The organism is Mucilaginibacter sp. Mucisp86 (assembly GCF_047324315.1).
Classification (GTDB): Bacteria; Bacteroidota; Bacteroidia; order Sphingobacteriales; family Sphingobacteriaceae; genus Mucilaginibacter.
In genome coordinates, this window is record NZ_CP168503.1 from 3935377 (window position 1) to 3955856 (window position 20480).

Here is a 20480-nt window from a genome sequence, read left to right on the forward strand (position 1 = left end):
CTTTGAGCTTTTATTCTATACAAATGTTATGACCGTACCGGCCCATGAGTAACCAACGCCAAAACCGGCCAGCAGCCATTTTGCCTGTGGTTGCACTGGCTTTTCTTTCATGGCCTCGTATAATGCAATGGGCACTGATGATGATACGGTATTACCTACATTGGCCATGTAGATATAAAAGTTTTCGGGGGCTATGTCCATCTTTTTGCGCAGGTGCTCCAGCATATACTGGTTGGCCTGGTGCAATATAAACTGTCCGATATCAGCTTTGTTTAAACCGTTTTTTTTGAGGGTATCTGTTATTAAGCCCGGAATTTCCTTCGAGGTAAAGGCAAAAATCTCAGGGCCGTCCATGTGTAGGTTGCCTGGCGATTGTTCATTGCCATAGCCATCATGCGTGGTATCGGTACTTTTTTCCGGATAGCGGATAGCTCCCTGCTTTACCATCAAGTTCCCGGCTCCCTTGCCATCGGTACCCAGTTCAAAGTTACCTATGGCTGCAAAGCCTTCTGTGCTAACAAGGGTAGCTGCAGCAGCATCGCCAAAGATGGTGCGGTTACCTTTATCTTTAGGATGTATGAATTTTGAATATGTTTCTGATGTAAGCAGCAGTATATTGGTAGCAATACCGGCCGCAATCAAGCCTTTGGCTAAAGCAAGTCCGTAAACGTAGCCCGAACAGCCCAGGTTAAAATCAAGTGCGCCCGCTTTGACAGGAATACTCAGTTTATCCTGGATAATACAGGCTGTTGTAGGCAAAAAATAATCCGGACTTTGGGTACAGTACAATATAAAATTAATTTCTGCCGGATTAATGCTATGCTCTTCAAAAAGCTGCTGAGCTGCAGCTATCGCCATATCTGACGCAAATTCATCACCGGCCGCAATATGCCGCGTATCGATGCCTATTTTGTTAGCTATTTTTTCAACCCCCCATTCGGGAAACAGGGTCGACAATTCAGCATTGGTTAGCTTATCTTGCGGCAAATAGTATGAAACAGCCTTTATATAAGCAGTCATGTTATTGAACAGAAAATCCTCCGTCTAAAACCAGTGAAATGCCGGTAACCCATTTGCTGGCGTCTGATAAAAGGTAAACTATGGCGTTAGCCACGTCGCTCGTTTCGCCATAACCAAGCGGGTATTTTTTTGCATCCTCTTCAATTTGTTCAACGGTGAATGTAGTTGAGTTTTCCCACATTTCGGTGCGTACCATGCCTGGAGAAACATTATTTACCCTTATTTTTTGAGGGGCCAGCTCAAGTGTTAATACTTTTTGAATGGCATTAATAGCCCCTTTTGACGCGCTGTACATTGCATTACCCTTTGCGCCTATAAAATTACCGCCGATTGAAGAAACGAAAACTATTGAGCACCCTTTGTTTAGTTTTTTAAGCTTAATCAATTTGCTGAGCAGCAACACAGGTGCGGAAAAATTAGTTTGCATAATGTTGTCGAGCTCGGTTGAGTTTATAAATTTAAAAGGAAGTGTTTTGGTTATTCCTGATGATAATACTACTCCATCCAATCCCGAAATTGATTGTACCAGGGTATCAATATCCTGTTCGCTGGTTAAATCTGCAGATTGCATTATGTGCCCTTGGCCTTCGAGTTCATGAAGCGTTTCTGTAAGTCTATCTACATTTCGACCGCTTATATAGAGTGTTGCCCCCATTCCGGCTGTAATAAGCGCGGTTTTTTTACCAATGCCGGATGATGCCCCTGTAATTAAAATGGTTTTTCCGGTTAATGAAAAAGGATTATTCATAGATGATGAGGTCGGGAATCACGAGGTTTTGGGTTCGGCAAAAGAGGCTCCCCCAGGATAGGCCTACGCCGAAGCCGCAGGCAATAATTTCATTTTCGCCGTTTTTGAGGGCTTCTGCTGTTTCGGTTATCATGGTAATGGGGATACTTGCGCTGCTGGTATTGCCAAAGTTTTTTAACGAGTAAGGTACCTTATTTTCGGGCAATTGAAGTTTCTTCCTGATGCGTTCGTTCATCATAAGATTGGCCTGATGGAAATAAAAGTAATCAACTGCATCTTTATCGATGTTAAACTTTGATAATAAGAGATTTACGCTTTCCGGAGCTTTGGAAATACCGAACGAAAAAACATCCATACCGTCAAGCGATAACTGCATATTATTGCGAATAATGCCATCATCTATTTGATGTGGCTCGAACGAAGCCGGGTTAAACCTGTTGCGGTATCCTCCATCGGGTATAATGATGGATTTAAAACCGCTTCCATCACTCTGTAAAATAAATTTTAAGCCTTCATCACCTTCATTGTATTCAAGTGCGGTGACGGTACCCGAATCGCCAAAAAGAGGATAAGTACTTTTATCGTCCTTTGAACATGATATGGATGAAGTGTCGCCAACCAATAGCAGCGCTTTTTTGATCATGCCGCTTTGCATATAACCTGCAAGCGTACTTAACCCATGTATATATCCTGAACATCCCAGTGAAATATCAAGCGTGAAGCAATGTTGTGAAAGCCCGAGCCTATCCTGTAAAATGGCAGATGTGGCGGGTAAAATATAATCGGCCGATTGGGTTACGAACACAAGTCCTTCTATTTCATTCTTATCCCAGTTTAGTTCGGTGATTAGCTTCGCGGCGGCAGTATAACACAAGTCGGAGGTACAGGTACCGGCATTGGCTATTCGTCTGCGTTCAATACCGGTAGTTTTAATAAGCTTTTCGAGATCCGTTGCCGAAATATTTTGTATGTCTGCGTTTTCTTCAACAGTTGAAGGCACACAGGCTGCAAGGCCCCTTATCGCAACATTTTTAATATGCAGAAATGCCATTGTTAAGCGGTTACCCTTGAAGCAACTATTTCATAAATATCCTGTATGGTTGATGATTTGCGGATGTCGTCACCGGTTAACCTTACATTGTAACTGTCGTCAACAAGGGCTATTACCGATAGTGCCGTCATAGAACTCCACTCATCGTTTTCTTTAAACCGGGTATCTGCAGTAAAATCTTCTGTAGGTATTTCATCAAATTGTTCCGCAAATTGACTGACAAATTGTTGAATATTCATAGTATTATATTTCTGGTTCAATTATATTAATTAGATACTTATATTTTTTTTCATAAGCTTTTCTGTCCATCATCAAATATAAATTATTTTCATCCTCGTTTATTTGGGTGGCAAACATTTTATGAAAGCGTACTACTTTCTTGTTGTCTTTGCGCACATCGAAAAGGCATTGTTCAAAACCCAGTTCGTCCAGGGCGAAGGAAGAGATAAAAAGATCTGATTTGATGGCAGTAAAAGGATCGATGCCGGGCTTAACAAGCCAACTGCCACTATTGTAAGTTTTACCTTTAAAGTCATATAAACGGACAACACCAAGTGGTTCGTGATCAGTAGTTTCAAATAAAAAGTAATATTCTTCGCCCCGCGCCTCACGCTCTTTGTATCCGCGTATCCATAAACGTTGTTTTTCAGGATTATCATCAGTTGGTGATAAATGCCTGGACAGTTTAGGGTAGGTTCGCAGGCTTAAAATAAATTCGGCATCGCTTTCTTCAACCAATCTGAATATTAAGCCAAATTTATGATATGGAAACTGCATTTATAGTGATTTGTATGCTTTAAACAGGTTATACTCTCTTAAATAGTCATCCTCCGTGTATAACATGGACGCCAGTACAAGGCAGATAGCCCCCGACGAAAAATTTGAAATATCACGCCATATTCCCGGTTTAATATGCAATCCCATGTACGGACGGTTCAGCTGCACTGTTTTTTTATTAATGCCATCGTCAATAGTAATGTCAAAACTGCCGCTGGCTGCCACAATAAATTGTTCAAGTTGCTTATGCCCGTGTGCTGCGCGTGATTCACCGCCCGGAATATCGTATAAATAGTATACCCGTTTTACAGCAAACGGAATGTGGATATTGTTTTCAACAGGAGTGATATTTCCGGCCCGGTTATGAATACGGTTAAGGTGGATAATGTTACAATCAAAAACAGTTGATATTTTACCTTCCATGCTTGCGACTTACAAATTGGTCAAAATCCCTGATATACTCATTAACATCATACTTACCGTTGGCCAGGATCAGGGCAAGTGAATTGGTCGAGAAATTCTCAATCTCCCGCCACATCATTTTGGGTACATACAAACCATAGTATGACCGGTTAAGACTAAACCGCATTTCATTTTCGCCATCATGAAGTATCACATCAAAGCTGCCGCTGATGGCCACGATAAATTCCTGAAGGTTTAAATAGGCGTGACCGCCGCGCCGTTCACCGCCGGGTACATCATAGATCCAGTAAGTGCGTTTAATTTTAAACGGTATATGATTGTTTTCTTCGATAAAGGAAAGGTTCCCCCTGTCGTCTAAAAACTTGGGCAATTGGATGATGTACGGGGCTTCCATATGATATTATGCCTGGTAGCTAACGTTAAAATTAAGATTAGGATGAATCACACCCGGGGCTAAAGAGCTGTTACTGCCCTTGCTTTCATTTTCCACTTCAAACCCAATAAAATCATCGGCACCAAATAAAAGGTATCGCTGGTTTTCGCCAAAAATCAATTTGAAAGAGTAGTTGCCGGCGTTTAACAGATTAGGCGGAATGGTGCACTTAACGGTGTAAAATCCCGTTTTTGAATCATTGTTTGTTGATATCAGCACACCATTATGGAATACCGGGATTTCGTCGCTGTTTTTTAATTCAAATGTAGCATCGAGATTGATATCTGCTTTTTGATTAAAAAACACCATCTCAAAACAAATACCTGTCGACATGGAGATGTTTTCGCCCGTAAGCGGTTTTATAATAAATTTAAGCACCCTGATGTTTTCGTTTCCGGGGGCTGAACTTATATCTCCATGATGCTCAAACGTTGAGCGGGTATTGTTATTGGTTTGATAAAAGCTAACAGCTTCAAGCTGTCTGTTTTCGTATATCAGCTGTCCGTTAGCAAGCACAATGCCGCGGTTGCATAATGTTTTAACAGCAGCCATATTATGACTAACAAATAAAACCGTACGGCCTTCGTTCTTGCTTACCTGTCCCATTTTGCCAAGGCATTTTTTCTGAAATTCAGCATCGCCAACAGCCAGTACTTCATCTACTATCAGTATTTCGCTTTCGAGGTGCGCAGCCACTGCAAAGGCCAGGCGTACATACATGCCCGATGAATAACGCTTAACAGGCGTATCGATATACCTTTCCACGCCCGAAAAACTCACAATTTCATCAAACTTCCGCTTGATCTCGGCCTTACGCATTCCCAATATGGCGCCATTGAGATAAATGTTTTCGCGGCCACTTAACTCAGGATGAAAACCCGTGCCTACTTCAAGTAAGCTGGCTATCCTGCCCCTTAGCTTTATTGAGCCGGTGGTAGGGGAGGTGACACGACTTAATATTTTGAGTAAGGTGCTTTTGCCCGCGCCATTGCGGCCAATAATGCCCACCGCATCGCCTTGCTCAACTTCAAAGTTAATATCATTCAGGCTCCATACTACATCGCTTTCACCTTTGGTGGTACGGTCATTTATTTCGCCTATTTTTAAAAAAGGATCTTCCTTGCCACGCATACGCGCCCAAAAACGCTCCAAATCACGAGAGATGGTGCCTGTACCAAAATCGCCTAATTGGTAGGCTTTTGAAAGGTTTTCAACTTTTATTACCTTGCTCATTTATACGGTATCAACAAAAGTTTTTTCAACCTTATTAAATATCACTATTCCTGCCAGCAGTATTAAAACAGTGCTGATGATACTATAGCTTAACAATTCCCAGCTAAAGCTGCCTTTGCCCAACAAGCCGTACCTGAATGTTTCAATTACGGCAGTAATCGGGTTAAATTTAATAAGCCAGCTATATTTAGGGTATTTGATTTGTGCTACAGATAAGGGGTAAATTACTGTTGTAGCGTACATTAAAAGCGGCACGCCAAAGGCTACTACAAAGGCTATATCCCGGTATTTGGTGGTAACTGCTGATATGATCATACCCAGGCCTAAGCCCAGGGATGCTATCATGATAATAAGGAGCGGTAACAGCAGGGCCGCCGGGTTAGGAACAATATGTTCGCCTTTTAAAACAAATATAATATACAGGACAATGAAGAGCAGGAACTGAACTGCAAAGCGGATGAGGTTTGACAGTACGATACTTAAGGGCATAATAAGCCTCGGAAAATATACTTTGCCAAGCATGCCTGCATTATCTTTAAAAACAGTTGAAGTTTTGTTCAGGCAATCGGCAAAGTAGTTCCAGATGATTGTTCCTGCCAGATAAAAGAGCGGTTTAGGCAAACCATCAACCGGGATACCCGCAAGATTGCCAAATATCAGCGTGTAAAACAGAATGGTAATAACCGGCTGAACAAAAAACCACACCGGCCCTAAAATGGTTTGTTTATAAAAGGAAATAAAATCGCGCCGAACGAGCAGGACAAGCAGATCGCGATAATGCCATACATCTTTAAATTTAAGGTCGAGCAGGCTGCTTTTGGCATTTATTTCAATGTCCCATTTTTCCGGATGCGAATCACTCATTTATTAACTGCTCAAGTTTGGTCATATAATCATGTTCATTAAAATGGTGTATGCATTTTTCCTGCAGGCTTTTGCGGCTGTTGGCAGTTATATGTTTTTGCACATGCCTGGTGATGGCGTCATTGAGCTCAGTAAGGTTGTCGGGGTCTATGGCTTCTCCCAGTTCACCATCGCGTATGGCATCAATACTGCCATCGGTATTGCCGCAGATCACAGGTAAACCACAGGCAAGGGCTTCTATAAACACAATCCCAAAACCTTCTTTTTTACTTGGTAAAACAAACAGGTCGGCAAGCAGGAAATGTTCTGTAAGCTGGGCTTCGTCAATGAAGCCGGTTAAAATTACGTGCTCACTCACATCATGCACTGCAATCATTTTTTTTATGCGGATGTATTCCTCGTTGTCATACTTGCCCGAAAGCACGTATTTTATTTGCGGAAATTTTGATTTAAGGTTCCCCAATACGCTAATTACCTGGTCATAGCCTTTGTATTGCTCTGTAGATGCCAGGCGGGTTAATGAAAACAAAATAAAATCATCATCATGTAAACCGTAATGCTTTAGCAGGCTTTGGGGTTTTGCAAAAGTATCGGGCAGTCGCATAAAGGGATCGATAGCATTATTTAACACGAAGCATTTATCGGAATTTAAGTTGTGCCTGTTTATCATTTGTTGTTTAGTGTAATTACTTACACAGATCACCTTATCGCAGCGTTTAAGCATTAAACGCTGAAAAATTGAAAGCGGGCGCCAAACCTCAATACCATGAGCTACAAGCCATAAGCGGCATTTAGGGTTAATAAGCGTTATAATAAGGCCAATGATGGCCAGGTTGATATGACTTAATATAGCAACATCGGGTTTTATAGAACTACTAATTGTTTTTAAAACAAAACCAATCCGGTTTATGCCAAAGCCTTTAAAACTTGCCGCCGGTAAATATTGCTCCATCAGGTCGTTTTGTTTATCATAAGCAGACCAAAGCTCAAAGTTCCAGTTATTTGTTGTTGCAGCGCGGTGTAAAGAATGCCCAAGGGTACGTGTCATTTTTTGAATGCCGCCGGTAGTGCTAAATGTTTGTAAGGTAAAAAGAATTACTTTTTTAGCCATTATTTTGAACGTGGTATAAAGCAAAAGCCTTTGACCAATGGACCCTGTTGTTTTTGAACTGCTTTATAATCTTTTGTGCCGCTTTTCCCTTATAGCTATCAGTATTGCTTATTTGTTTATGTCCGCTCATCCATTGTTGCAATGGGAATGTGAAACCCATTTTGGGCCTGTTCCAAATTTCGGATGGAATAAGACCGTTGAAACTATCGATAAGGAGTTTTTTGGGCTGTTGCCGGTTAAACCTGATATCCGGAGCGATGGCCCGGGCCGCCTGGCTAAAATCTTCATCAAGGAATGGCACTCTAACTTCAAGACCATGGTTCATGCTCATTACGTCGGTATCCCTAAGTAATTGGTTTTGCATATAAAAATGTGTTTCAAACCATTCGGCATGCTCATAATTATAACCTGATGGCGCAGGCGACAAGGTTGAACCGAACAACACATCATTGATATGATCTACACTTGTATCCAGTACAGCAGAGATATCTGCCAATGAAAACAATCCGCGTAAAGCCAGGTAGTCGGCCACGGGATGACTAACAGCGAGGAGTGTTAACCTCTTGTAATGGTCGGGCAAAAAACGGTCGGATAGCTTAAATATCCACGACGGGAGCTTACGCAGATAGCCCAAATATTTTATACGGTTAAATGATGGATAACCTCCAAAAAGCTCATCGGCGCCAACACCGGATAATACAGCCTTTAAACCATCGTCATGCGCATATTTGCTTATAAACCAACTATTGATACCATCGGTGGTGGGCATATCCATAGCGTTTATGATTTGCGGAAAAAATGTTTCAAAGTTTGATTGTGTTACCAGGTGCGAAAAGTTTTGACCATTTATTTTATTGTTGATGATGTTTTGATAACTGCGTTCATCGTAACTTTTTTCATCAAAAAATATAGAAATGGTTTTAAGTTGTTCTTTTTTTTGCTGATGAGCGAGCAAAGTAAGCAAGCTTGAATCAATTCCTCCGCTCAAAAATACACCAATGGGTGCGTCTGCAATTAATTGCCGGTTTACGCCGAGGCTAAGCGTATTATGGATCAATCGCCGGGCCTCGTTTTTATCAGTTACTATGCTTTGCAAGTTATCAATATGATAATTGCTCAAAGTATAATCTCCGCTCCGGTGGTTCCAGCATAAAAAGTGACCTTTAGGAAGATTTAATACCTTTTTTAACGTAGTGTACGGTTCAGGGATATTGCCAAATGCCAGTAACCTTATTTGCCAGTCAGGATCATTTTCTGTAGCCAGGCCGGCTTGTTTAAACGCCCGTACTTCAGAGGCAAAACAGAGCCCATTATTTACTGCCGAATAATACAGTGGTTTTATGCCCGCAGTATCACGTACCAGGTAGGTGAGGGCTTTGTTAACATCGTACAAGGCAAAAGCAAACATGCCCCTAAGCTTCGCAAATGCTGCGGTACCCCAATTTAAATAGGCCTGCAGAATAACTTCCGTATCAGTACCTGAATTAAATTGTGCGCCCAATTGCAGCAATTCAGTTTTAAGTTCGGGGTAGTTATAAATTTCGCCGTTAAAGGTGATCCATGCATTTTGGCCAACGTCGGCCATCGGCTGATGCCCGTTGCTACTGAGATCAATAATAGATAACCTGCGATGGCCAAAGGCAATATGGGCGCTTTCATCTTCAAATATGCCCTCATCGTCCGGACCGCCGTGTTTTAAGGCACGACACATTAGTTTTACCTTATCCCTGATCTCGGCCTGGGATAATCGTTCAGAAATGATTCCTGCTATACGGCACATCGTTCGTTAAATTTCATAGCTTCGCCCCGTAAGTTACATTTAACATTTGTAACTTATTAATTATTAGTAGTTTATGTTGCAGGGCATAAACTGATATTTATTGAACTTTCGGGCGCAAATAATAAAATATTATCAGTTGCCCAAAACAAATTCTTTTTATTTTAAAACCGTTCAATGAGCGATGCGGCAACATTAACAATAATGGAGCAACCGATACTTTCCAGGCGTAATATCAATTGCTTTTGAGATCTGCTCGATACAACTTCTCCTGTCATTCCCTTCAATGCTCCTGCTTTGATAATGATCTTTTCGCCCGGCTGCAGGTCTTCTTCCGTTACCTCCAGTTCGTAGGGGCTTGCCATGAGTAATTTAAGCTCATGGATTTGTTTATCGGGCATAACAGCAGGCTTACCCGAAAAATAAAGAAACCTCGAGATGCCTTTTGTCATTAAAACTTCGGCTTGCTCTTGTTCGGCAATATTTACAAACAGGTATGATTTTAAAAATGGTTCCTCAACCCACTTCCTGCGGTCGCTCCATTGTTTTAACTGGCGGTGCAACGGCAGGTACACATTAATACCTTTGCTTATTAATGCCTCATAAGCCTTCTTTTCGGCTCGGGGGTTGGTGTAAACCGGGTACCATTTGTTTACTGCCATATCATTTTAGTAACAATTCTTTTAAATCAGCAGGCTTATTTAAACCATCGTTTTAAACTCCACCATTTTTTCTTTTCATCGTCAAGATAATAACCCGACCCCTCGTAACCACTATAATCCGAATAGTAGTAATAGCGCGAACCTGCGTTTTCGCCTGTAAACTTGGTGGTATAATATCTTGAGTGCAGTAAATCTTCTTCAAAGGCGTTTAAAACTATCACCGTATTATCCAGGTGATACTCCTGTGCTATACGCTGTGGTACTGTAGCAGCATAATATTTTGATTTACCGGAGCGGATCACAAAAACATTAATATCGCTTATCCTGATAAGCGGTATGGCATCTGATACCAGCCCGATAGGTGCGGTGTCAATCATTACCACATCATATCTTGTTTTAAGTGTTTCAATTAAATGACTCATCCTTTTGCTGTGTAACAACTCTGATGGGTTGGGTGGCACCGGCCCCGAAACTATAAAATCGAGGTTAGCCTGCTCAGAATGATGAATGATATCATCAATTTCCGTTTGGTGGGCCAGGTAGTTTGTTAAGCCGGTATCATTGGATACATGAAAAGTTTTATGCAGTCTTGAGCGCCTTAAATCGGCTCCTATCAGCACTACTTTTTTATCAATAAGTGAGAGGGTGCTTGATAAATTTACTGCTACGAATGATTTGCCCTCGCCCGCAACCTCCGAGGTTATACAAATAACTTTACTTGCTTTTTCTGAGGAAAGGAAACTGAGATTGGTACGTACAGACCGGACCGATTCGGCAAAAATTGATTTGGGCTTACTAATAGCCAGGATTTGCTCGCTGCCTTCATCAAGATCTTCAGGGAACTTTCTGATAACGCCCAGGATAGGTATAGTGGTAAGGCTTTCAATGGTTTCCTTATCATAAATATAGGGGTTTAATACCCTGATGAGGATGATAAGGCCAAGACCTATAGCCAATCCTAAAATGGTTGCCGTACGGTGAATGCTATGTTCGTTGGGCGAAACCGGGTTAAAATTTGGCTGCGCCAGCTCAATGATGGTTGCGCCCGGCAAAATCCCGGCACGGCTGATCTGGGCTTCCAGCTTTTTCTCAGACAGGAAGGAATATACCTTATCGTTAATATCAAAGTCACGTTGCAGGCTTACCATATCGCGCTGCGCAGCAGGTAAAGCTTCTATTATTGAATTAACCTGTCCAAGCTGGCTATCAAGAAATTGGATGTTTTTTTCAATTCCAGACCTAATCTGCTTTATATTATTTAAAGCGGTGGTTTTAATTTGGATAATGCTTTGGTTAATGTTTTGAACAGGTTGCGAATCGGCATTATAGGTAGTTAATAAGCTTGCCCTTTCCGTAATCAGGTTATCCAAACGGCCCACCAGTGCTTCTAACGATGGAAGATTGGCGCTACCTACGTTAAAATTTAAGGTTACATTGTTTTTTTCCTTAGTTATCTGGCTGCTAAGCTGGTCAAGCGCAATTAGTTGTATTTTTAATAACGATTTGTTTGATTCGAGCTCGGCTGCCTTAGTTGCCGAAGTAGTTGAAGCCGATGCTACATCGAGGATCTTAGACTTTTTCTTGTATTTCTCTATCGAGCTTTCGGAGCCTTTTACTTCGGTTGACAGATAGGCCAGCTGGCTGTCAATAAAGTCGATCATTTGTGAGGCCGACTGTGCTTTTTGATTGCGGTCAAAAGTCACATATTCATTCATCACAGCATTAAGTGCATCTGCAGCAAACTGCGGATTTGAATCTGTTTGCTGAATGGCAATTATATTTGAGTTTTTTGCTGTTTCACCTGCATATAAATTACCCTGTATGCGGCCAACAAAATCTTCGGGTATGTTAAACTTAAACAGATAAATTGTTTTGGAGGGAATCACCCCCGGATATTTAATCTGGAAGCTGGTATTGCCGACGTTTACGGTACTTCCGTAATTGTAATTGCTTTGAACCTCTTTACCGTTTATGCTATAGGTTAGTTTGAAGGTTTGCGGGTTAACAGGCTTAAAAGTTATCAGGTTATGGAAAAAGTTGAGGCTATCAAATTTTACCAGGGTAATAGCAAGTGGTTTTTGCGGATAAGTCTCTGAGGTGCGCACCCTGCCCGAAATATAAAAGCTGATGCGATAATCCAGATCTTTTATGGCTGTAAGGATGAGTGTGCGGCTGGTTAATACCGATGTTATACTTTGGATTTTTGATGGCCCGCGTTCGGGCGTGGTCATTACACTTATAATGTCAGAGATCTCTGATTTTTTTTCTTCTACTTTAAGCGTACCCCCGGTAGCATATGTTTTAGGTGTATACCACAGATAAGCATAGGAAATAGCAGACGTAATAGCAACTGATGCCAATATCCAGTACCACCGGCTGAATAGTATTTTGCCGATCTTAAAATAATCAATTTCCTGGTTGGGCAGCTTTCTTTGTACTTTTTCTAACTCTTCCATTTACCGATGAGAAAGCGTAAAAATAATTAAGGCAGTATTAAGTAACAGTAACACCGGCTGGGTTATAATCGACAGATTCTGCAATTTGTCGTTACGTACGGCACGTTTGTTTTGTGCTATATAAATAACGTCGCCGCTCTGAAGTATGGCACGGGGATCATTTATTGATTGAATATCCCGGAGGTTAATTTCAGTAACCTGTGGGTTTTTCTGATCGCCCCTTATTATTTTTACGTTTGCTTCATTGGCCTTATCTGTCAGCCCTCCTGCTTCACCAATCATTTCAACCAAAGTGGTCCTGTCTTTTGTTAATGTATAGTTTCCCTGCCCCTTTATTTCGCCAAGTATGGTTACCTTAAGGTTAACGATTTTTAGCTCAATTATAGGGTCTTTCAGCAGGTTTTTACGGTAAAGCTCTTCAATTTGTTTTGCCGCTTCGGGCCTGGTAAGGCCGGCAACCTTTACATGGCCGATAGCGGGCAGGGCAACGGTACCATCGTCTTCAACCTGGAATGTTTGCCCGGTAGTATTTCCGCCCCCGCTACCGCCTGCATTAGTAGAAGGGCCCTCGTCAACAATATACTTAACGCTTTGCAGGTTCCTGATCTGCAGTATATCCTGTGCTTTGATACGATATGGGTTTGCAGTAGCGTCGCTGCTTTTGGATGCTGTATCGATAGCATTATTTTTTTGTTCAAACAGATATTGGTATTGTTTATTTGAGCAGGAGGTTAATAAAAAAAGTATCCCGATAATCAGGCAGGTAGGTATATAATTGCGCATGTTCAGCTATAAAGTTCCACGTTATATTTAATATAATTAGGCTTCAAATCCAAAATTACATAATTTCGGGGTATTAATACGTTGTATTTTTCCCAAAGTTGCAAGGTTGAAGGTCTCGGTTATCACTATTGTTTATAATGCCAGCGATACCATTAAAAGGTGTATCGAATCTGTCATTGGTCAGGATTACAATAACATTGAGTATATTATAATTGACGGTGGCTCAACAGATGGTTCGCTGCAAATAATCAACCAATATAAATCGGGTATCCATGTCCTGGTATCAGAGCCCGATCAGGGTATTTATGATGCGATGAATAAAGGAATCCGTTTAGCATCCGGCGAAATTGTAGGTACGCTTAATGCCGACGATTTTTTTGCTGATCAGGGAGTTATATCGGCGGTGGCACAGGCTTTTTCGGATAGCAAAGCCGGGATCGTTTACGGAAACCTTGATTATATAAATTCGGCCGGTAAAATTATCCGTAAATGGAAAAGTCACACTTGTGGAAAAAATTCCTTTCAATGGGGTTTTATGCCCCCGCATCCTACCTTTTACTGCAAGCGTCATTTGTTTGAAAAACAGGGTTTTTATAGCCTCGAATACGGTTCGGCGGCCGATTATGAATTAATGGTGCGCTTTATGCACAAGTGTCATATTGAGAGTTTGCATCTTAACAGGGTTATGGTTAAAATGCAGATGGGCGGTGTAAGTAACAGTAGTTTGCTAAACAGGATTAAAGCCTGGGCATTTGATTTGAAAGCGATGCGTGAAAATAAGGTGCTTGTCCCCGCGTTAGCAATTGTGTTAAAGCCGCTAAGAAAATTCTCCCAATTTATTTAATTTTTAGTTAACCTTTTATGCCATCTGCCGTATAAGTATTGATAAATGAATAAGCCCGGTCACTAACACATTTATGGCATATGCTTGAATTTTTACGCTCTTATCATTTTGTTTATAATGTGCTGATAGTTGTATTTGCAACCCTTGTAACATTATTATGTATCCCTTCAATTTTACATGTTGCGCGTGCGCGCCATCTATATGATGATGTTGGGCATTTCAGGAAACAGCATGATCATGGCATTCCCCGGTTAGGTGGTGTGGCTATTTTTGTAAGCTTTACTATCACGGTTTTGTTATTCAGTATTATTGACAAATCACTGCCTATTAGTTATTTGCTTACAGCATGTATCATGTTGTTTGCAATGGGCCTAAAGGATGATCTTTCGGGCGTTAATTCCAGTACTAAGTTCATGATCCAATTTATAGTGGCTGCCATTCTGGTTATTCCCGGAGATATCCGTATCAGTAGTATGTATGGGGTTTTTGATATTGCGGCACTGCCATATATACCCAGCGTTATACTGTCAATATTGGTTATTATGCTCATCATCAATTCGTTTAATCTCATTGATGGTATCGATGGCCTGGCCGCAACTACAGGTATCATTGCAAATAGCACTTTTGCTGCACTTTTTATTTACATGAACCAGTATGAGCTTGCGGCAATTTCGCTTGCTATGGTTGGAGCTGTACTTGGCTTTTTGCGCTTTAATATAACCCCCGCTAAAATATTTATGGGCGATACCGGCGCCCTGCTCATTGGCCTGGTAACTGCGGTAATGGCTATTAAATTTATTGAGCTAAGCAAGGTTTCGACGGTTAAGCTGCCTTTTATATATACCGCACCTGCACTAATTGTAGCCATACTTATAGGGCCTGTTTTTGATACGCTGAGGGTTTTTACTATCCGTATCTTAAACGGAAAGTCTCCTTTTGACGCCGACAGGAACCATATTCATCATCGTATATTAAAAATTGGATTAACGCATTTGCAAACTACGCTTGTTTTAGCGTGCTTAAATCTTATATCCATATTAATGGTGCTAACCTTAAATAGCTTAAATAACTCATTGCTTATTGTGCTTATATTTTTGCTGTCCATATCATTTAACGGGGCAATAACTTATTTTATCCGTTCAAAAAAGCGCGGGTTTTTAATGTTCCGCAATTTTGGCGATTGATAAGCAATTGTAACCTGCAGGTAGTAATAAAGCAAATAGTCAAATTAACCATCCATCTTCATTAACTTTGATACTTTATCACAGCACGCAATGAAGATAGCTATAAACGGATTTGGCCGTATTGGCCGCATTTTTTTAAGGAATATTTCATCGCACCCCGAAATACAGGTGGTAGCTATAAATGACCTTACCGACACGCAAACTCTTGCTCATTTGTTCAAGTATGATTCTGTTCATCGCGGATTTAAGGGCGAGGTTAGTTTTGATGACAGTCACCTTATTATAAACGGCAACCACATCCGGGTATTTGCCGAACGGGACCCGCTTAAGCTGCCCTGGAAGGCGCTGGACATCGATATTGTAATAGAATCTACCGGTAAATTCACCTCAAGAGAGGGTGCCGAAGCACATTTAACTGCCGGGGCACGGCAGGTTATTATATCTGCACCATCACCTGATAAAAATGTGCCAACAGTAGTACTTGCTGTTAACGACGGAGAGGTTGACCTGCAATCACCTATTCTCTCAAATGCATCGTGTACAACCAATAACGTTGCCGCAATGGTAAAAATATTAGATGAAAACTGGGGCATTATTGATGGTTACATCACTACCGTACACTCAATGACCGGTGATCAAAATCTTCATGACGCACCCCATAAGGATCTTAGGCGGGCAAGAGCAGCCTCAGCTTCCATTATCCCTACCACTACAGGTGCTGCCAAAGCTATTACATCTATATTTCCGCATTTGGAAGGCCGGTTGGGTGGAGCGGGGATCCGTGTGCCGGTGCTTAACGGCTCGTTGACTGATTTTACATGCAGCCTGAAAAAGCAACCTACCATAACTCAAATTAATAAAGCCTTTAAGCAAGCTGCCAACGGGCCAATGAAAAATGTATTGGAATATACCGAAGACCCTATTGTGTCAACCGATATTTTGGACAATCCTCATAGCTGCATTTTTGATGCGCAGCTAACCTCAATTGTTGGCGGGCTTGTAAAAGTTGTTGGCTGGTACGATAATGAAATGGGTTACAGCAGCCGGCTTGCTGATTTGGTTGTGCAGATAGCCGGACTTAAAAAAGAGGTTGTATCACAAATCAACTCTCCCTCCCTGGGATTGTATTGAAATTTAGCCGATAATATTTATACAAAAAGGGGGTTAACACATTTTTGGCATAAAAACAACTTAACTATTTGATTGTTAGATATATAAATAAATGTTAACCCTGAATTGTGTTAACCCTGTTAACCCCCATTTTGTTAATAAAGTTAATTAAATGGAAACTATGTATCGCTTAAGTATCTGAAAACAAAAATGAGGCTGATCAATGTACACAGCCTCGCTCAAGTTATTTTGTATATATTACGGCAGCCGTCAGCGTTGTGGTATCCAAGTTTTTACCGTTGGTATAATAGTATGCGGCAAAGCCGATCACATCTTTGGTTTGCTTTAAAATATCATTCTGCGCCTCAACAGCAAGATCATGCTGTTTGTAGGCTTTTGAAAACGTCACAACCCGCTCCAATACCAGTTTAGTGTACTGTTTGCCATTGATAGTTGTTGTGGAGGCCGATTTAATGGCTACATTATTTAAATTATCATCAAGATAATTTGTTGCTGTTTGATTATCCTTGTTGACACTGGTGAAATTAAAATTAGCGAGGTTAGATTTTGAAAAATCTTCTTTAAAATGTACAGCTGATGATTTTTGATAATCATCGGCGTTTAATATCAAATTGGCGGTTTCGGTGTAATTTAAATAAAGCGAGTCATTGCTTACTTTAGTGAGTACAACCTGATCTGCAATATCAAGTTTTACGGTACCAGTTGCTATATCCGTACTGGTGCCGGTATTGGTATCCGGATTTGTGCCGGTATTCGTGCTGGTTGATCCTTTAATTACTTCGGAAACTATATTTGTTTTTTTGCAGCTGAAAAGTACGGTTGCGATAAGGATATAGGTAAGGTATTTTTTCATTTTAATTTTGGTGTTCTCTGTCTTTTGACAACAACTGTGCCTTACTCTTTATTTGTTTAATAGTAAGTAATAGGCAAATTCTTTTAATTAACGGTTGGATTGGGTTAGAGCTTAAGGAAACATTAACCTGCAGTTATCATTTTTATGGGATAAAAATTCCCCATATGGGGAATTTTGGCAATTTTGCGGGTATGATCAGGTTTATAAAAGTAGATGAGTTGCTGCACGTACGCAACGAAGTGCTGCGTGAGGGCAGACTTACCCTTGATGAATGCCGTTTTCCTTCAGATGATAATGAAGGCAATTTTCACCTTGGCTACTTTGTTGATGATGAATTGGCCTGTATTGCATCCTTTCATCCCCAAAGTTATGGTGAATTTGTCGGTACCGGCTACCAGCTACGTGGTATGGCAACAACTGAAAAATACAGGGGACAAGGTTTCGGCAACCAGTTAGTTAACTTTGCCCTGGTTTACCTGCGTGGTCAACAGGCAGATTACTTGTGGTGTAACGCTCGTAAAAAGGCGGTCCGTTTTTACAGTGGCCTTGGTTTCGAGATTGTTTCGCCCGAATTTGAGGTGCCCGGCATAGGCCCTCATCATGTAATGTATGTTAAAATAAGATGAAATTTAGGCGGATTGAAACAGCTTTTTTCGTTTTTCGTTAATTATTTTGAATTAAAATGCTCAATTTGCGCCCGTTCATAACAAATGACCCTTTAATAGATATGAAAACAGTAGATCAAATTAGTTTTGCCGGTAAAAAAGCCCTGATCAGGGTTGATTTTAACGTGCCTCTTGATGAAAATTATAATATTACCGATGATAACCGCATGACGGCAGCTTTGCCAACCATTAAAAAAATATTGAAAGATGGCGGTAAAGTTATCCTGATGTCGCACCTTGGCAGACCAAAAGATGGTCCTACAGAAAAATATTCATTAAAGCATATTGTATCTCATTTGTCTGATCTGCTTGGTCAGCAGGTTCAGTTTGCCGATGATTGTATCGGTGAACAGGCTGTTGAAAAAGCAAAAGCGCTTGGTAACGGCGAGGTTTTACTATTAGAGAACCTTCGTTTTTACAAAGAAGAAGAAAAAGGCGATGTTGCCTTTGCAGAAAAACTTTCGAAATTAGGTGATGTTTACGTGAATGATGCATTTGGTACTGCTCACCGTGCACACGCTTCAACTGCTATCATTGCCCAGTTTTTCCCTGAAGCTAAATTCTTTGGTTACCTGATGGCTGCTGAGTTGAACAATGCTGAGAAAATTCTGAACAACGCACCTAAGCCTTTTACTGCTATTATGGGTGGTTCAAAGGTTTCTGATAAAATAGAGCTTATCGAAAAATTACTTGAGAAGGTTGATAACCTGATCATTGGCGGCGGTATGGCTTATACATTTGCTAAAGCAGATGGTGGTAACATAGGTACTTCCCTTGTTGAAATGGATAAACTTGACCTTGCAATCAGCCTAAGACAAAAAGCTAAAGAAAAAGGTGTAAACCTGTTATTGCCTTTGGATAACATTATTGCTGATGCTTTCTCGAATGATGCCAATACAGATGTAGCTAAAACCGGCGAAATAAAAGATAACTGGATGGGCCTGGATATCGGTCCGGAAACGGTTGCTTTATTCAGCAAAGTAGTTGAAGAATCAAAAACCATTTTATGGAACGGTCCGATGGGCGTATTTGAAATGGAAAAATTTTTAGGCGGAACCAAAGCCATTGCTGAAGCTGTAGCTAAAGCTACCGAAAACGGCGCTTTCTCGCTGATTGGCGGCGGTGATTCTGCTGCAGCCGTAGCCAAATTTGGCATGACCGATGAGGTAAGTTACGTATCAACAGGCGGTGGCGCATTGCTTGAATACATGGAAGGTAAAGAATTACCGGGTGTAAAGGCAATTAACGATTAATTGATTTAAACTGAATATGAAAGGCAACCCACTGGGTTGCCTTTTCTGTTTAAAAGCTTTAACTTTATATAAAAATTGAGCGATGCCCGAAGTAACTATAAAATATAAAAAGCCGGAAACCCTGAAAATCTTAAAAGGGCTGGCTAAGTATTTTGATTTTAAGATATCTGCATCAACTGAAAAAAAGAAAGATTCTATTGATGATATTTTAATACCAGGTAATAAAAGGCTCGACATTTCTGAACTTGAAAAAGTATTTACAGGGAAAGATTTAGATGCTAAGAAACTAAGGGAAGATTTGTGGCAGCGGAAAAGATAATCTGTGATACAGATGTGATGATAGAATACCTTGATTACAGGAGAACTCGTCATCAAAATACTAAATTAATCCTGGAAGATGTAATCGGTTTAGATAATATTGTTTTATCAGCCATTACTAAAATAGAGTTAATGGCCGGCGCTGCAAATAAACTGGAACTTAAACAGATCAACAAAAACATTTACTGGTTTGATATCCTATTGTTTAATCCGGAGATTACGTCAATTGCTATAAAACTAACGGAAACTTATAGGTTAAGTCATAATTTGGCTATGCCAGACGCCTTTATTGCATCAAGTTCATTATATACAGGTTATAAACTATTCACTTATAATCTGAAAGACTATAAATTTATTGAGGGGATTAAGTTATTTGATACTTTTAAAAATCACCCTGAAAATAAATAGTACAGCATCGCATTGTATTGAAATCACCCAATATACTTATCCGTCCATTTAATGAAGCCGATCGCTCCAGGCTTAAGGAGCTCTACCTGCTATGCCGAATTCAGGCTTTTTATTGGATGGACAGCACTTTGTTTTCATTAAATGATTTTGATGCCCATACGCTCGATGAAGATATCTGGGTAGCAACCTGCGACGGTGAGATAGCGGGATTTATGGCTGTATGGCCCCCTGATGCTTTTGTTCATCATTTATATATTGATGCTGCGTACAGAGGAAAGGGTATTGGAAAAGCTCTGTTGGCTTTGGCGGCTCAAATTTATCCTACCCCGCTTAACTTAAAGTGTCTTGTTAAAAATGAAGCAGCGCTTCAATTTTATCTGGCCCTGGATTGGGAAGTTGTGGAAGAAGGTAGTGATGCTTTAGGCGAATATTTTTTAATGAAGAGCAAATAGTAAGCGGGCGAGACACGAAAATATCCCGCCCGCT

23 protein-coding genes are annotated in these 20480 nt (G+C 40.7%); 8 read left to right on the plus strand and 15 right to left on the minus strand.

The features are described 5' to 3' along the window. Positions 1-15: 15 nt before the first annotated feature. The 14 genes from ACEN9X_RS16720 to ACEN9X_RS16785 form a co-directional block, all read right to left on the minus strand. Complete coding sequence (locus tag ACEN9X_RS16720) at positions 16-1020, minus strand: ketoacyl-ACP synthase III (RefSeq protein ID WP_413666216.1); 1005 nt, start codon at positions 1018-1020, stop codon at positions 16-18. A gap of 1 nt (position 1021) precedes the next feature. Continuing rightward, entirely contained in the window at positions 1022-1768 is a 747-nt protein-coding gene (locus tag ACEN9X_RS16725) for an SDR family NAD(P)-dependent oxidoreductase (RefSeq protein WP_413666217.1), read from the minus strand. Beyond that, positions 1761-2819: a 3-oxoacyl-ACP synthase III family protein gene (locus ACEN9X_RS16730; protein ID WP_413666218.1), complete on the minus strand. Its 1059-nt coding sequence runs from the start codon at positions 2817-2819 to the stop codon at positions 1761-1763. Before ACEN9X_RS16730 ends, ACEN9X_RS16725 begins: the two co-directional genes overlap by 8 nt. Before the next feature lie 2 nt (positions 2820-2821). Then, a complete protein-coding gene (locus ACEN9X_RS16735) occupies positions 2822-3058 on the minus strand; it encodes an acyl carrier protein (protein ID WP_413666219.1) in 237 nt (78 codons plus the stop codon). Positions 3059-3062: 4 nt separating this feature from the next. Continuing rightward, the gene (locus ACEN9X_RS16740) at positions 3063-3596 is read right to left on the minus strand and encodes a GNAT family N-acetyltransferase (protein WP_413666220.1); all 534 of its coding nucleotides are present in this window, start codon (positions 3594-3596) and stop codon (positions 3063-3065) included. After that, positions 3597-4019, minus strand: coding sequence for a sugar 3,4-ketoisomerase (locus ACEN9X_RS16745; RefSeq protein ID WP_413666221.1), 423 nt, complete (start codon positions 4017-4019; stop codon positions 3597-3599). Further along, the gene (locus tag ACEN9X_RS16750; RefSeq protein WP_413666222.1) at positions 4009-4413 is read right to left on the minus strand and encodes a sugar 3,4-ketoisomerase; all 405 of its coding nucleotides are present in this window, start codon (positions 4411-4413) and stop codon (positions 4009-4011) included. Before ACEN9X_RS16750 ends, ACEN9X_RS16745 begins: the two co-directional genes overlap by 11 nt. Before the next feature lie 6 nt (positions 4414-4419). After that, positions 4420-5685 carry a polysaccharide ABC transporter ATP-binding protein gene (locus ACEN9X_RS16755; RefSeq protein ID WP_413666223.1) on the minus strand — a complete coding sequence of 422 codons (1266 nt, stop codon included), beginning with the start codon at positions 5683-5685 and terminating at the stop codon, positions 4420-4422. Beyond that, positions 5686-6549 (minus strand): ABC transporter permease, encoded by an 864-nt coding sequence (locus tag ACEN9X_RS16760; protein WP_413666224.1) that lies wholly within the window; start codon positions 6547-6549, stop codon positions 5686-5688. Beyond that, positions 6542-7660: a glycosyltransferase family 4 protein gene (locus ACEN9X_RS16765; RefSeq protein ID WP_413666225.1), complete on the minus strand. Its 1119-nt coding sequence runs from the start codon at positions 7658-7660 to the stop codon at positions 6542-6544. The genes ACEN9X_RS16760 and ACEN9X_RS16765 overlap by 8 nt, the downstream gene beginning before the upstream one ends. Further along, positions 7653-9440, minus strand: a complete 1788-nt coding sequence (gene asnB, locus ACEN9X_RS16770) for an asparagine synthase (glutamine-hydrolyzing) (RefSeq protein ID WP_413666226.1) — start codon at positions 9438-9440, stop codon at positions 7653-7655. Before asnB ends, ACEN9X_RS16765 begins: the two co-directional genes overlap by 8 nt. Positions 9441-9601: 161 nt before the next feature. After that, complete coding sequence (locus ACEN9X_RS16775; RefSeq protein ID WP_413666227.1) at positions 9602-10099, minus strand: UpxY family transcription antiterminator; 498 nt, start codon at positions 10097-10099, stop codon at positions 9602-9604. Between the two features lie 35 nt (positions 10100-10134). Then, the gene (locus tag ACEN9X_RS16780; RefSeq protein ID WP_413666228.1) at positions 10135-12555 is read right to left on the minus strand and encodes a GumC family protein; all 2421 of its coding nucleotides are present in this window, start codon (positions 12553-12555) and stop codon (positions 10135-10137) included. Beyond that, on the minus strand, positions 12556-13338 hold the full coding sequence (locus ACEN9X_RS16785; RefSeq protein WP_413666229.1) for a polysaccharide biosynthesis/export family protein: 783 nt from the start codon (positions 13336-13338) through the stop codon (positions 12556-12558). A 106-nt stretch (positions 13339-13444) separates the two neighbouring features. On the opposite strand from ACEN9X_RS16785, the gene ACEN9X_RS16790 reads away from it, so the two are divergent. From ACEN9X_RS16790 to gap, 3 genes are all read left to right on the plus strand, one after another. Further along, complete coding sequence (locus ACEN9X_RS16790) at positions 13445-14182, plus strand: glycosyltransferase family 2 protein (protein ID WP_413666230.1); 738 nt, start codon at positions 13445-13447, stop codon at positions 14180-14182. Positions 14183-14262: 80 nt separating this feature from the next. Continuing rightward, positions 14263-15366, plus strand: a complete 1104-nt coding sequence (locus tag ACEN9X_RS16795) for an MraY family glycosyltransferase (RefSeq protein WP_413666231.1) — start codon at positions 14263-14265, stop codon at positions 15364-15366. 90 nt (positions 15367-15456) lie between these two features. After that, complete coding sequence (gene gap / locus ACEN9X_RS16800; protein ID WP_413666232.1) at positions 15457-16497, plus strand: type I glyceraldehyde-3-phosphate dehydrogenase; 1041 nt, start codon at positions 15457-15459, stop codon at positions 16495-16497. 223 nt (positions 16498-16720) lie between these two features. On the opposite strand, the gene ACEN9X_RS16805 is transcribed toward gap, so the two are convergent. Continuing rightward, on the minus strand, positions 16721-17350 hold the full coding sequence (locus ACEN9X_RS16805; RefSeq protein WP_413666233.1) for a hypothetical protein: 630 nt from the start codon (positions 17348-17350) through the stop codon (positions 16721-16723). 191 nt (positions 17351-17541) lie between these two features. On the opposite strand from ACEN9X_RS16805, the gene ACEN9X_RS16810 reads away from it, so the two are divergent. From ACEN9X_RS16810 to ACEN9X_RS16830, 5 genes are all read left to right on the plus strand, one after another. Continuing rightward, positions 17542-17976 (plus strand): GNAT family N-acetyltransferase, encoded by a 435-nt coding sequence (locus ACEN9X_RS16810; RefSeq protein WP_413666234.1) that lies wholly within the window; start codon positions 17542-17544, stop codon positions 17974-17976. A gap of 101 nt (positions 17977-18077) precedes the next feature. After that, the gene (locus tag ACEN9X_RS16815; protein ID WP_413666235.1) at positions 18078-19268 is read left to right on the plus strand and encodes a phosphoglycerate kinase; all 1191 of its coding nucleotides are present in this window, start codon (positions 18078-18080) and stop codon (positions 19266-19268) included. An 82-nt stretch (positions 19269-19350) separates the two neighbouring features. After that, the gene (locus tag ACEN9X_RS16820) at positions 19351-19587 is read left to right on the plus strand and encodes a hypothetical protein (RefSeq protein WP_413666236.1); all 237 of its coding nucleotides are present in this window, start codon (positions 19351-19353) and stop codon (positions 19585-19587) included. A gap of 17 nt (positions 19588-19604) precedes the next feature. Then, positions 19605-19994: a PIN domain-containing protein gene (locus tag ACEN9X_RS16825; RefSeq protein WP_413671144.1), complete on the plus strand. Its 390-nt coding sequence runs from the start codon at positions 19605-19607 to the stop codon at positions 19992-19994. A 17-nt stretch (positions 19995-20011) separates the two neighbouring features. Further along, complete coding sequence (locus ACEN9X_RS16830) at positions 20012-20446, plus strand: N-acetyltransferase family protein (protein ID WP_413666237.1); 435 nt, start codon at positions 20012-20014, stop codon at positions 20444-20446. Positions 20447-20480: the final 34 nt, after the last annotated feature.

Coding starts and splice junctions, on each gene's coding strand:
- ACEN9X_RS16780 (WP_413666228.1), bottom strand. CDS start 12,555: ATGGAAGAGTTAGAAAAAGTACAAAGAAAGCTGCCCAACCAGGAAATT.
- ACEN9X_RS16730 (WP_413666218.1), bottom strand. CDS start 2,819: ATGGCATTTCTGCATATTAAAAATGTTGCGATAAGGGGCCTTGCAGCC.
- ACEN9X_RS16805 (WP_413666233.1), bottom strand. CDS start 17,350: ATGAAAAAATACCTTACCTATATCCTTATCGCAACCGTACTTTTCAGC.
- ACEN9X_RS16765 (WP_413666225.1), bottom strand. CDS start 7,660: ATGGCTAAAAAAGTAATTCTTTTTACCTTACAAACATTTAGCACTACC.
- ACEN9X_RS16735 (WP_413666219.1), bottom strand. CDS start 3,058: ATGAATATTCAACAATTTGTCAGTCAATTTGCGGAACAATTTGATGAA.
- ACEN9X_RS16755 (WP_413666223.1), bottom strand. CDS start 5,685: ATGAGCAAGGTAATAAAAGTTGAAAACCTTTCAAAAGCCTACCAATTA.
- ACEN9X_RS16720 (WP_413666216.1), bottom strand. CDS start 1,020: ATGACTGCTTATATAAAGGCTGTTTCATACTATTTGCCGCAAGATAAG.
- ACEN9X_RS16825 (WP_413671144.1), top strand. CDS start 19,605: ATGATAGAATACCTTGATTACAGGAGAACTCGTCATCAAAATACTAAA.
- ACEN9X_RS16745 (WP_413666221.1), bottom strand. CDS start 4,019: ATGGAAGGTAAAATATCAACTGTTTTTGATTGTAACATTATCCACCTT.
- ACEN9X_RS16775 (WP_413666227.1), bottom strand. CDS start 10,099: ATGGCAGTAAACAAATGGTACCCGGTTTACACCAACCCCCGAGCCGAA.
- ACEN9X_RS16725 (WP_413666217.1), bottom strand. CDS start 1,768: ATGAATAATCCTTTTTCATTAACCGGAAAAACCATTTTAATTACAGGG.
- ACEN9X_RS16795 (WP_413666231.1), top strand. CDS start 14,263: ATGCTTGAATTTTTACGCTCTTATCATTTTGTTTATAATGTGCTGATA.
- ACEN9X_RS16820 (WP_413666236.1), top strand. CDS start 19,351: ATGCCCGAAGTAACTATAAAATATAAAAAGCCGGAAACCCTGAAAATC.
- ACEN9X_RS16760 (WP_413666224.1), bottom strand. CDS start 6,549: ATGAGTGATTCGCATCCGGAAAAATGGGACATTGAAATAAATGCCAAA.
- gap (WP_413666232.1), top strand. CDS start 15,457: ATGAAGATAGCTATAAACGGATTTGGCCGTATTGGCCGCATTTTTTTA.
- ACEN9X_RS16750 (WP_413666222.1), bottom strand. CDS start 4,413: ATGGAAGCCCCGTACATCATCCAATTGCCCAAGTTTTTAGACGACAGG.
- asnB (WP_413666226.1), bottom strand. CDS start 9,440: ATGTGCCGTATAGCAGGAATCATTTCTGAACGATTATCCCAGGCCGAG.
- ACEN9X_RS16810 (WP_413666234.1), top strand. CDS start 17,542: ATGATCAGGTTTATAAAAGTAGATGAGTTGCTGCACGTACGCAACGAA.
- ACEN9X_RS16740 (WP_413666220.1), bottom strand. CDS start 3,596: ATGCAGTTTCCATATCATAAATTTGGCTTAATATTCAGATTGGTTGAA.
- ACEN9X_RS16815 (WP_413666235.1), top strand. CDS start 18,078: ATGAAAACAGTAGATCAAATTAGTTTTGCCGGTAAAAAAGCCCTGATC.
- ACEN9X_RS16785 (WP_413666229.1), bottom strand. CDS start 13,338: ATGCGCAATTATATACCTACCTGCCTGATTATCGGGATACTTTTTTTA.